Origin of the sequence: Methylocystis rosea (assembly GCF_003855495.1) — a bacterium.
Taxonomy (GTDB): domain Bacteria; phylum Pseudomonadota; class Alphaproteobacteria; order Rhizobiales; family Beijerinckiaceae; genus Methylocystis; species Methylocystis rosea_A.
Map to the genome: position 1 here is coordinate 206755 of NZ_CP034088.1, position 12240 is coordinate 218994.

Sequence of the window (12240 nt, forward strand, 5' to 3'; positions counted from 1 at the left end):
CGACTGGAAACGCTTCAGAGCCCATAAAGCCGGAAGCTCGCGCGCCCCGAGAGCTCTCGCACGGCGCGAAGTTCAATGAGCCGATCAAACAGACGCCGCGCGCCGCGGTCGGAGAGCCTTGCCGTTTTCGCCGCGCGCGCCGGCGTCACGCAATCATCGGCGAGCAGCATCTCGATGACCGGCGCCGCGCTCTTGGCCCGCAATTTCGGCGCGGCGTCGAGAAGTTTTTGCGTTTGGCGCGACAAGGCGCCAGCGACATCGATCGCCTCACCCGCCGCAAGCGCGTAGGCGCCGGCGAGCGCGGTCGACCAGTCGCTGTCGCGTGGACGCGCTCGACGGCCGTTTTGACCGCGGCGCAATGCGGGATGCGCGACCACCGTGGCCAGCAGCGGAATTGGCGCCTTCCAGCCGAGTTTTTGCGCCAGCGCGACATCGGCGAGCCAGAGGACAAAGATTTCCGCATCGATTGCAGGGACGGCCGCGAGACAATGCATCGCCGCTTCGCTCACGCGCGCGGCCGCGGCGAGCGGCTCGTCGGCCTTTATCATGGCGTCACGCAACGCGCCGGCGAGACCCTGCGCGTCCATGGCGCTCGGCGCCCCAACATGTTCAGCGGCGATCGCCAATGTCGCTGCGTCAAATTTCACGGAGCGCGACGCAAACAGCCGAAATAGGCGATGCAGGCGGCCGGCCGGGCTGGTCTCGCCGCCGTAGCCGGTGAGATGCTCGGCGTCGCGGAGCGCCGCTTCGTCCTCGCGCAGCCGCGCGAGACGCGCGCAGGCCGCGGCGGCTGTGAGCGCCAGGCGCTGGCGCAGCGCGCCCGAAAAAACCGGCTCGACGCCGAAGTTTTTGCCGGCATTAGAAACATCGACGGAGTCTCTGCCGGCGCTCGAAACATCGGCGCCGGCGCGCAAAATCTGATCGAGATGGGCGATCCCGGCGCCGGCGAGAAACATCGCGTTTCTGACGCCGCCGGCGCCGCCGTTGAGCCTCGCCCAACGCGGAAGCGGCTGGATTTCCGGAAGATTTGGGGGGCGCGACGGGTTTAGAGGACGGCTTCGCACGACGCGCCGCGGGCGCGCCATCGGCGCGGGTTCAAGGCTCAACGGGTGGGGCGAATCGCTTTCCAACATGCGCGGAATCGTAGGCGCGGAACGGGTCCAGCGGCAAGCCACGGCGGCGCTTTATCGTTAAATTTAGCGCCATATCCGCCCTGCTTGTCGGCTCTCCCACATGTCCGATAATGTGCGCTTATCGGACATGATTCGAAAGGCTTGGAAAATCGGGAAAAATTTCGCGTTTGATCGCTGGACAGCCTTCTGACGCGTCGGATTCTTCCGGCCAAGGCTCCGCTTGAATGACCGGACTCCCCCGTGGGAAATGTCGGAGAGCCGCAATTTTATGGGATCCGAGTGTCGGACAGCCATAATTTGTGGGATTGGGCGCTCGGCGCGGCGGGACCGCGCATAATTTCGCAATGCCGATTCACAATTCATGGGACAAGCCGCGCCGAAATTTGTGGGACTCGCGCATAATTTATGGAACTGCGCTGCAATCGACGCCGTCGCGGAGCCTTTCCAGCCGGCTGCGCGTCGGTCAGGCGTCGTAACTCGACGCCGATGCGACGGCGCGTCGCAGACGGCCAGGTCCTCAAAATACGACGCAGGTTCGTCTCCCCCTCGGCGTCGGCCGCCGCCAGCGCCGCCGCCGCGTGTTCGACGGGATTTTCGGTCAGGCGCGCCACGCCGACGGCCAAAGCGTAGTTCTGTAAGAGCGAGCCGCACGCGAGCGCGGCGAGCCCCGGGCGAACTGGCTTGGCGAGCACGGGCGCGAAGCGATCATATTCCGGCGCGGCGACAAGCAGGGCCTGGCGGACGATCGGCCGGGTCAGAAACGCGTGGTTGGCGCGGCGCGCCTCCAGTGAGAGTCGCGGCTGCTCCGCCAGGGATGGCGGCGACGGGCGACGGTAGGGTGTGGTCAGGAACCGCAGCAGCTCCGGAACCGGCGGGTCGATCTCGCCCACGGCGTCGCGCTCCTCGGCCCAGGCCGCCAAGCGGGCGACGCCGCGGCGCGCCAGCGGATCGAGGCGTTCGAGAACGCTTTCGGGCAGAAAGCTCTGCATCGGCCGCTTGTCGCGCCCCCGCAGCCGAACGCCGTGCACGGAACACCAAAAGGTCCAGGGCAGCGCCGCATCCTTGCGGCCGATCGCGGGAGTTTGAGCGCAAAGCGGGCAAAAATATCTGGCGCTCGGCGCGATCATGACACGGGCGTGCGGCGCCAGGGTCGCGAATGTCATCGCGTCGATCGTGGACGCGCTCAGCCCGGCGCGCGCCGCGATCAAGGCCCCCTGCCCCGCCGACAGGTCCTGTTCCAGCGTCAGCGGCGAAACTCCCGCGAGCCCGAAATGGTCGAGCAGCGCGCTCGCCGATAAGCCGTATATCCCGGCGACCCGCGACAGCCACGACGACAGGCGCTCTTCCGCCGCCGGTCGCGGCGCGACAGGCAAGAGCGAGGCGAGCGCCGCCGCGTTCACACCGCCTCCCCGAGCAACGAGGTCGTCCTGGCGACCTCGAAATCCGATCCCATGATCCGCTCCTCGCCGCTGACGATGGCGGCGACGGCAAGCCGCGTCATCAAGGAGAAGATCGCAGCGGTGACGCCGCCCGTCGTCTCAAGGATGCTTTTGAGCGCCCGCTCGCCGATCTCGCTTTGCCGGCGCAACGGCAGCGTGCGCTGCAAACTTCCGATCAACGCCGCGAAATCCTGGTCGTTCCGCCAGGGCGGGAGCGCGATGGCCTCGAAGCGGCGCACGAGTTGCTCGTCGGTCTTGAGCGCATTGCGGGCCTGCTGGGTGCCGACGCAAACGAGCGGGATGCGCAGCTCGTTGCCCAAAAACCGCAGCATGTTGAGGAACCGCGCCTGCTCGCGCACCGTGCCCGCGTGGAGGCTGTGCACCTCGTCGATGACCAGCATGCCCGGCTGCGCCTGCTCCAGCACACGCAACGCCACATTCTCCAAAGCGCCGAGCGTCGGCCGGGTCGGCTCCGGCGCGCCGATCGCCGCGAGCAGCCGCTTGTAAAACCGCGCTTCATCCGGCCCCGAGACCATCTGGACGAGCACGACCGGCATGCGCTTGAGCCCATTGACGGCGTCGAAATAGGCGGGGTGATCGCGCGCGAACTTTTCGACGATCATCGTCTTGCCCATGCCGGACTCGCCGACGATCAGCAGATTGGGCATGCGGGCGCGTCGGGGAAACGAGATCAGCTCCTCGAGCATCGCCAGCGCCTGCTGCGCCCGCGGGTAATTGATCCAGCGGTCGGCGCGAATCCGCCGCAACCGCTCTTCCGAGCTCAGCGCGGCGATTGGACGGATCGTGGCGAACAAATGCTCAAAATCCTCAGTCATCCCATTCCTCCACCTCGAAATAGGGCAGCACCAGCGGCGGGTCCGCCGCGCGCGGCGCGGCGGCCTGCGGGACCTCAATCGTCTTCGGCGGCGGCGATCTGGGACGCCGCGCCGCGTCGCGCCGCATTGCCTTGGTGGCGCGCACCGCCTCGTCCACCAAAGCGCGCTGAGCAAGGATCGTCGAAAAGATCTGTTCCTCGTCGACCGCCCGGCGGCCCGCCGCGCGCAAGGCCCGCAACGCCGCCCGCTGCTCCCACAGCGCGATGGAAGGGCGCGTTCGATCGGCCGGGCGCGCTTCGAGATACCCCTCCCCCACCCGCACGAAGACCACCGAGAGGTCGCGCGGATCGTATTTCACCGTGAGCTTTTCCGCGCCCCGCCCCATGAGCCAGCGCAGCTCGTCAGACCAGTAGCGGATGTGATGGAGATGCAGGCCGTCACGTTGCAAAACGCGCCGCTCGGCGGGAAGGAAATCGATCAGGAACCGCCTGACGTCGCAGGGCATGCGCACAGCGACCTCGTCGATGCGCGCCCGCCAGACCGCCGCCGGCGGCGCCCCGAGCGCCTTATGGATCCGCGCGTGATAGGCCCCGACGATTTCCAGGGCGAAATAGGTCTCGAGCTCGCGCAAGGTCATCACCGCCTGCCGCTCCGGATCGAGATCGCCGCGCGCGCGGATGTTGGAAAAATGCGACCCCGGAATGAGATGGACCGCCCCCATCATCGTCCCGATCAGCCGCTCGATGTGGCCGCCGAAACGAGGCGTTCCCGGCGGCCGATAAACGAGATCCACGCCGTGTTCGGCGCAGGCGCGCTCAAAAGCCAGCGCATGGAATTCGGCGCCATTGTCGACATGGATGACGCGGGGTATTCCCCGCGCCGGCCATTCCGCCGCGATCCCGCGCGCCGCCAGCCAACGCGTCTTGTCCATCACCGCATGGGTCAGACACAGCGCGACCGCCGTCAGCGAGGGCGGATCGAGCGACAGATGGAAGCCCATCGCCATCCGTGTGGCGACGTCGATCGCCAGCGTCAGCGTCGGCCGGCCAATGGGAAGCCGGGTGATGGGATCCACGACGGTCACATCAACCTTGGTGTGGTCCATCTGCACGATCGCCAGCGGCGCACTCGCCTCCAACGATCCCGGCGTCGCCAGAAAAATCGGCTCCGACTTGCCCTTGCCTTCCCGCCGTCGGAGCAGTTCGGCCTCGTCCTGGCGATCGAGCCAGCGACGCAGACGGCGAATGGACGGAACGGGGAATCCCTGGCGCCGACAATCGGCGGCGACCTCGGCCCAGAACCGCGTCAACGTAGGACGCCGCCGCGTCGCGTAGAACTCCCGGAAGTGTTTCTCGACAACGGCGAGAACATCAGGCGTCAGCGGACGCATCCCGGATTGGGGGCCGCGACGACGCGGCGCCAGCGCGCTGGTCCGGGCGCTCTCTCGAAACCGCTTCAACCAGCGAAACAGCGTCGTCCGGCCGACCCCGAGCGCCGCCATGGCGTCGCGGATTTGCTCGCCCGAAGGCCGCTCGGGCAGCTTGGAGAGAACCTCCGCGCGCCGTTGCGCCGCCGCCCATTCTTGCGGGTCGATGTCGCCAATATCCATGGACAGCCTTGCCGTCTCGCAGCAATCTGGTTCCACAAATTACGAATCAAACTCGACGCCGGTCCCTGAAATTCTGAATCGATCCCAAAATTATGCAACAGCGAAGTCCAAAGATTCCAATGCCCCGGAGTCCCAGAAATTGCGACAATCCGACAGAGATGGCCAATTTAGAGGACGATCCGCAAGGCGATGGCGGGCAACTCGCCGAACGGCCGTCGTCGCCCCATCTTGAGGCGCTCTCGCAAAAAGCCCGGGATTATGCCCGCAACGCGCGCTCGGAAAACACAAGGCGCGCCTATGACGCCGACTGGCGGCAGTTCGCCGCCTGGCTGCGCCGGCAGGGGCTCGATCCCCTCCCCCCGGACCCGCAAACCGTCGGCCTCTATCTCGCCGCCTGTGTCGAGGGTTCCCCGGGCCGCGATCCTTTGAGCGTCGCGTCGCTGGAGCGCCGGCTCGCCGGCATTTGCTGGCGTTACCGCCAGCGCGGCGCGCCGCTCGATACGAGTGAGAGGCATATTTCGACGGTGCTCGCCGGCATTCGCCGCGCCCATGGTCGCCCGCCGCTCCAAAAGGAGGCGATCTTCGCCGATGAACTTCTGGCGATGCTGGCGACGCTCGAGATGGATCTGCGCGGGATTCGCGACCGCGCCATTCTGGCGATCGGCTTTGCCGGCGGCCTGCGCCGCTCCGAGATCGTCGGCCTCGATTGCGGGCCCGATCAGACCGAGGACGGAACCGGCTGGATCGAGATTTTTCCTGCTGGCGAGGATATATCCAGCGCCAGCAACAACGACGGCGGCGCGGTGCTGCAGATTTCTGGCAAGACCGGCTGGCGCGAGGTCGAAATCGGCCGCGGCACCCGCCCCGAGACCTGTCCCGTGGCGCTACTCGAGACCTGGATGCGGCTCGGGCGGATCAGCCACGGCCCGCTCTTCCGCCCGGTCGCGCGCAAAAATGGCGGCGTTTCGCCCGAGCGGCTCACCGACAAACATGTCGCCCGGCTGGTGCAGAAAACCGCGCTTGCCGCCGGCATTCGCGGCGATCTCACCGAGGGCGAGCGGCGGCGCGCCTTTGGCGGGCATTCACTCCGCGCCGGCCTCGCCTCCTCGGCGCAGATCGAGGAAGCGCATGTGCAAAAGCATCTCGGCCACGCCTCCGCCGAAATGACGCGTCGCTACCAGCGGAAACGCGACAGGTTCCGGGTCAATCTCACCAAAGCGGCGGGCTTATAGCTACGCCAGTCACGCGCGGTCATCTTCGGTTGATCGAGGATCCAAAGGATTCGCAAATGGCGGTAACGCGCCGTAGGTGGCGGCGGCCGTCAGCGCCTGCGCAGCAATGTCCCCTGCCCGGCTCAGGAGATCAGTCGGCGCCGCTTTCCCCGAATCCGCCAACGGACCAAGTCGATGATCTTGACCAGCGCGTCGGACAAGATGGCGAGTTGGATCATCGTATCGGTCATGGCGTCCGTGCTCCCTCGATGGGCAACGATAATCGCCAAATCCACGGCAGCGAAGCCCTCGTAAAAAGTCCAATCACCCCGCCTTCTTTCGGTCACGCGCGGCCTTTGCCGCCTTGCCGCGCAGCAGCGCCATCAGCACCGGGCCGAGCGAAAACTCCCCTTCCCGGGCCTTTCCGGTCAGCACCCGCAAATAGCCCCCGGCGGATTTGATTTCCTCGCCCCGTTGCAGGATCGCGGCGATGACGATCGAGGCGTCATGCTCGCCCAAGACATCGAGCGCCTGTTTCCAGGCGTCGGGCGAGACGCCGAGCGCCGAGCGGACAATCGCCGCGGCGTCGATGAGATCGCGCCAGCAGGCAATCTCGCCGCGTTTGCCGTAGTCGACGATGTCGGGACAGGCTTGCAACACCATGCCCAGCGGATAGGTTCGCGTCGACGATAGTTGCCGTTCCCCGAGTCCTGAGCCAGACCCCTCAGCTTCGGCGCCCCCTGCCCTTTCGGCTTCCGGGGCTTCCGGCATTGACCCGGGCGGTTCGGCCCTGCCTTCTCGAAGGCTAGGTTCAAGATCAGGAATGTTTGTGATTTGATTCTGTATATGGCGCTCAGTCTGAGACTCATTGGCGCTTCTTTTTTGCTGTTTTACGTGCGCCTCCAATAGATTCTGGATTTCGGCTGCGAGTGCCGTCAATTCCCCCGCCAAAGCCTCCAGCGCGCTTCGGTCGAGACTGCGCGAGTAACGCGCCGAAAGGGCCTGCGAACATCCGTAAAGGCCTTCCCAGTCGCCGATCGCCCGCCCATCGATCGACACCGGCGCGACGCGAACGCCCTCCTCCATGCCGGTCTCGATCATCTTGGCGATGTCGCGTCTAAGCAGCGTGATCTTCTCGCGCAACAGAGCGATGGCGCGGTTCTCGACGCGCACTTCTTCGGCGAGGTTTTCGATCTCGGCAGCGCGCGCGATGAGCGGCGCCAGATCAAAGCCGAAGGCTTCTGCGATCTCGCCCCCCTGCCCGCGCCGCGCGAAACGTTTACCGTTTGGTGAGTCGCGCCGGATGATCAATCCCGCCTCGACAAGCGAGGCGAGGTGACGACGTAGCGTCGCCGGCGCCATGCCATGGGCGCGGATCGAGAGTTCCCGGTTCGATGGAAACACCACGATCCCGGGCGAATCGCTCTCCTCCCCTTCCCTGGCTTCGGCCTCCGGCAACGTCAGCGCCGTTTCCTGGTGGAAGCTCAGCAAAGCGTGGAGGACCGACAGCGCCCGGTCGGTGACGCCGAGCGGGCCCTTGGCTTCTGTGAGCGCCCGAAACAGTCGCCATTTATGAACGACGGTCTCGGAGGCGTCCGGTTTTTCCGCGAAATCGCGCGTCGCCGCTTGCGTCGCCACCATGGCAAGCGACAGCGATCGCCGCCCGAAGGGCGTCGTTGAATGTGTGCGCATAGGCTTTTGCCTCGTTCAGGCAAAAGAAATCCGCTCGCCGAAACGGCGCCGACTCTTGACAGCGATTCGCGGAAGTGTGATTCTCTAGGTGCTAACTACGAGAAGGGCTTCCGGGGCGACGTTTCGGGGGCCTTTTTCTTTTGCCAGTTTCTCCTGCTTTCATACTTCTTGACGCTACGCGAAACTCTCGCCGTCATTGACGGGATTTGAATTCCTCATAGAGCGACTGCAATCGCCCGAGGATGAAATCTCCGAATTCGGGAACGACCTTTCTGTCGATCGTCACCGAAATTTTTTCCGCGCTCTGGACAATCTTGGCGAACTTCGCGCCGTCAGTCGTAGTCCAGCTTTCAAACCGGGGTTGGTCAACGCTCGGCTTAGCAATCGCGTGCGCTCGCCGAAACCGAAGGTCGCTTTCGAGCGCCAAGAAGTCCGGCGTCGAAATCAAGTCTCCCACCGACGTTGCCACGACCGGATCTGAAAAGCGCTCCGCGAGGTCGATCCATCCGCGTCGCCCGATCCCAAGCGCGGGACCGATTGCGTCGATGACATCTTCTGGAATTCTGGAGACGACCGAAAGCATGTTGGAAAGATCGCTCTTGTAGACAGAAAGCGCGGTCATAATCGTATCGCGCTTGAACCCTCTTTCTTCTAAGCCACGTGCGAATCTTGCCTTCTCGATGAACGACAAATCTTGTCGTTCATTGTTCTCCTGCCCTTGGGCAATAACGAGTTCGTCATCGGAGAGCGCCCTGACGACGGCCCGAACTGTTCGCTGAAGCTCCAATGCGGCACGAAGCCGCCGATGGCCGTACGCGACCTGGTACCGCCCGTTTTTGCTGGGATGCGGACGGACTAGAATTGGCACTTGCTGTCCATGATCTCGAATCGCGTCGACCAGACGCGCGTGCGCCTCCTTCGTCGTCGGCATGCGATCGTTGACAAAGGACGGATCAACAAGACTTGGATCAAGTTCAACGACCGCCTGCCCTTCGGCGAGTTGACGCTCAATTGCGAGGGCGCGCTCGGATTGCGCTTTAAACTCGCTGAGGGACTGTCCGAGCGCACCAACGGGCGCTGCGGTTGTTCTAATCAGTTCCGGCGCACCGAGAATCGGCCGGGACCTAAATCTTGCCGCTCTGACCGGATCAACCGGAGGCTTATCGTCCGCTGCACGATTTTCGGAATCGTCGATAGCTGCGACCTCCGTTGCGGATGCGGAAGCAGGCTTCAAATTCGCGAAAAGAGCTTTCCGGCTCATGCTGCTCTCCCCCAAGCTCCACGGATCAATCCTTCGATCTCTCCGTTGACCTGGTTCATTGATTCGATCGCTCGATCGTACGTCGATCTAGTAAACTGCTGTCTTTCAACCTCATACAGCGTCTGGTTCGTGATCGATGCGTCTGAGATCGCTGTGCTTTTCAGCATGGGATGTATAAGCACGTGCTGTCCAAAGATTGACCTGAGAAAGGCGACCATCTGATTTTGCGGGCCATCGCTCGGTTCGAACCTTGTTACGAGATAATTCATCCAGTCGTAGTTGGTTGTCCCTCCCGCATCGGCGACAACTTCCAACAAATCTCCTGTCATCGTTAGAAATTGTGACATCGACAACACGTCGAGCATCTGCGGATGAACCGTAATCAGCACCGCCGTTGCGGCGCTCAACGCAGAAAGAGTCAGGTAGCCGAGCTGCGGAGGACAATCGATAACGACAATGTCGTAGAGATTTTGCGCTTCCGCTATTGCCTGAGCGATGCGCCCAAAAAACATCAGATCACCCGGGGCGCGCTGCATCAGCGCTCGGGGTGTTTCATGCTCAAATTCCATCAGTTCCAGATGCGCCGGGATCAAATGCAGACTGGGGATGTAGGTTCCCCTGACAACCTCGCTGATAGATCGACGATGCTCGTCGTAACGTATCGCGCCATACAACGTCTCGTTCGGACCAACGTCGAGTTCCGGTTGTGATCCAAAAAGTGCAGAGAGGCTGGCTTGAGGATCGAGATCGATCGCAAGAACGCGGTACCCATGCAAAGCCAAATACTGCGATAAATGCGCCGAAGTCGTTGTCTTCCCCGACCCGCCCTTAAAATTCATCACGGTGATGATCTGCAGATGCTCACCTTCGATACGATGGGGCAGATAGCGGCGATCTCCTCTGGCGCTCTGGTCGAGAATCCGCCGGATATTTTGAATGTCTTCTACAGAGTAGGACCGCCTACCGTTCGTCACGGTGGCGGCGATCCCCCGCCCTTCTGACGCAATCTGTCGCAAATAGCCTTCATGAATGCCAACCAGTTTCGCGGCTTCGGCCGGCGAAAAAAGGCGGATACTTTTTTCCGCAGACGGGGGAAAATTGTTTCGCTGATGCGCCTGCAGTTGCTCAGATAGATCGTGCGCGTGCCGCTGGATCAACGTCCTTAGCTCGGTCGCTTGCGGTGTGGTTGCTGCAGGTTTGCGTGCCATGCGGAGGAAGGCTCTCACCAAATCAAAGCTGCGGAGTTTTTCAAAGTTTCGCACTTCAAGCGCGTCTTTACGCAATAGTGCCGATTCTCGCGCGTGGCGCAACGTTTTTAGTACTAACAAAGCGTTAAGAGCCGGCTGATCTGGCTACGAACAAAGTCGATGCTTCTTACGAGCGCTTGTCCTTGGGGGGGGGGGGGGGGTTAGCCGCGGCTAACTTTTGGTACTTTAAGAACCTCGCTTCAAGAGTTAGCCGCGGCTAACTTCAGAGCGCTTCCTCTCTCTATATGCGTGGGTGTCGTCGCGGACACTCCCTAAACAATCTGGTCGTGCTGAGATACGCTTCAGCGTAACCCCCACACAGGAACGCCCATCTTGCGCGCCTTGTCGGCGAGATTCTCGACGATGCCGGAACCAGGAAAGACGATCAGGCCGATCGGCAATGTCTCAAGCATCACATCGTTTCGCTTGAAGGGCGCGGCATTCTTGTGACGGCTCCAGTCGGGTTTGAAAGCGACCTGGGGAACCTTGCGATGATCCGCCCAGCAGGATGCGATCCGCTCGGCCCCCTTTGCGCCACCGCTATGCAGAAGAACCATGTCGGGATGTTTCGCATGGACCTTGTCGAGAGCGTCCCAAATCCGCTGATGATCGTTGCAATCGACGCCGCCCGCGAAAGCGATACGAGGGCCGGGCGGCAAGAGCACTTGCATCTCGGCCAGCTTCTTGGCGTTCAGGAAATCTCGGCTGTCGATTAACGCCGCCGTCAGCGCGCGGTGATTGACCTTCGAGCCCGAGCGCGGACGCCAGACGGACCCCGTCTCGGTGGCATAGAGTTCGGCGAGATGGTCGCGAAAGAATTCGAAGGCGTTGCGCCGTTCGGTCAGCGTCAGGCCTAGCGCGATCAACCGCTCCAGTTCGACCGAGCGGATTTCCGAGCCGTCCTGTTCAGCCTGGGCGCGACGCTGCGCGGTTTCATTGTCGTCGAGCTCGCGGTCGATCCGATCCACCTTGCGATGAAAGAGATTGACGAAGGACCAGAGCAGATCGGGAAAATCGGCTTCGAGCCGGGTGTCGAGAAAGAGACCGGAAAGGGCCTCGACCGCGGCTTCGAGTGCGAGCGATGCGGCGTCAGAAGAGGGTAGGGGACGCGGATCTGGTTCGTCGTCGAGCGGGCGATAGCCGTGCAAGGCGAGTTCATCGAGAAGATGAGGAGAGGGCGACTGGACGTCACGATCCGGCGCACGTGTATCGAAGGGCAAGGAGGCAAATGCATCGTTCATCGCTTGGCGCTTTCACTTGAGGCCGCGCCGATCGCGGCCTGACAGCGATCCCGAGCCGCGGGCGACGCGCGGCGCACCCAAAGGGCGCAACGCAGTGGAGGACGCTTCCCGCCGACTTCTTTGAGGTGCGAGGAATGCCCGAAGCGCCAGCGCAGGGCACGGGAAAGAAGTCGGCGGGGAGGGTTGCGGCAAGCGCGCCGCTTGTGGCGCTATCGCTGCTCTCGCAGGCCGGCGGGCGGCCCTCTAGGAATGCCGAAGCCGAAGAGAATGAATAAACTGCCTCCCGCGCGAACGCCGCGGCGGAGCTCAGGCCCTTCGGAAAGCTCACATCCCGATGACGACTAAGCCAGACTCCCAAGGGGGACCGAAGACGTGCAGCCTTAAGCGAAGCCTGCAGCGGTGACCGAAGAGTGCGCCCGCAAACAATCTACGCCGACAGCGTGCCAATCTCTTCAGAATACCGACTGCCGCATTCTTTGGACGAGAACGCCCGTCAAAAGCGGCTTGAAAAATCGCGTAGGAAATCGGGTCTAATCGGGTATTATCGGGCATGCAATCGGATATGAGCGCA

9 protein-coding genes are annotated in these 12240 nt (G+C 63.1%); 1 reads left to right on the forward strand and 8 read right to left on the reverse strand.

Annotation, left to right across the window (positions count from 1 at the left end):
• Positions 1–14 precede the first annotated feature (14 nt).
• The 4 genes from EHO51_RS20355 to EHO51_RS20370 all read right to left on the reverse strand — a co-directional run bounded on the left by EHO51_RS20355 (position 15) and on the right by EHO51_RS20370 (position 5017).
• Positions 15–1133: a DUF1403 family protein gene (locus tag EHO51_RS20355; protein ID WP_124740590.1), complete on the reverse strand. Its 1119-nt coding sequence runs from the start codon at positions 1131–1133 to the stop codon at positions 15–17.
• A 359-nt stretch (positions 1134–1492) separates the two neighbouring features.
• Positions 1493–2533, reverse strand: a complete 1041-nt coding sequence (locus tag EHO51_RS20360; RefSeq protein ID WP_164479471.1) for a TniQ family protein — start codon at positions 2531–2533, stop codon at positions 1493–1495.
• On the reverse strand, positions 2530–3408 hold the full coding sequence (locus tag EHO51_RS20365; protein WP_124740305.1) for a TniB family NTP-binding protein: 879 nt from the start codon (positions 3406–3408) through the stop codon (positions 2530–2532). Before EHO51_RS20365 ends, EHO51_RS20360 begins: the two co-directional genes overlap by 4 nt.
• Positions 3401–5017: a Mu transposase C-terminal domain-containing protein gene (locus tag EHO51_RS20370; RefSeq protein WP_124740304.1), complete on the reverse strand. Its 1617-nt coding sequence runs from the start codon at positions 5015–5017 to the stop codon at positions 3401–3403. The genes EHO51_RS20365 and EHO51_RS20370 overlap by 8 nt, the downstream gene beginning before the upstream one ends.
• 158 nt (positions 5018–5175) lie before the next feature.
• Here EHO51_RS20370 and EHO51_RS20375 point away from each other — a divergent pair, with 158 nt between their 5' ends.
• Positions 5176–6249, forward strand: a complete 1074-nt coding sequence (locus EHO51_RS20375; RefSeq protein ID WP_124740591.1) for a tyrosine-type recombinase/integrase — start codon at positions 5176–5178, stop codon at positions 6247–6249.
• 303 nt (positions 6250–6552) lie between these two features.
• Here the strand turns inward: EHO51_RS20375 and repC are convergent, their stop codons facing one another.
• The 4 genes from repC to EHO51_RS20395 all read right to left on the reverse strand — a co-directional run bounded on the left by repC (position 6553) and on the right by EHO51_RS20395 (position 11669).
• Positions 6553–7920: a plasmid replication protein RepC gene (gene repC, locus EHO51_RS20380; RefSeq protein WP_124740592.1), complete on the reverse strand. Its 1368-nt coding sequence runs from the start codon at positions 7918–7920 to the stop codon at positions 6553–6555.
• Positions 7921–8113: 193 nt separating this feature from the next.
• A complete protein-coding gene (gene repB, locus EHO51_RS20385; protein WP_124740593.1) occupies positions 8114–9181 on the reverse strand; it encodes a plasmid partitioning protein RepB in 1068 nt (355 codons plus the stop codon).
• Entirely contained in the window at positions 9178–10389 is a 1212-nt protein-coding gene (gene repA, locus EHO51_RS20390) for a plasmid partitioning protein RepA (protein WP_124740604.1), read from the reverse strand. Before repA ends, repB begins: the two co-directional genes overlap by 4 nt.
• Before the next feature lie 341 nt (positions 10390–10730).
• Positions 10731–11669, reverse strand: coding sequence for a DUF2493 domain-containing protein (locus EHO51_RS20395; protein ID WP_124740594.1), 939 nt, complete (start codon positions 11667–11669; stop codon positions 10731–10733).
• Between the last annotated feature and the right edge of the window lie 571 nt (positions 11670–12240).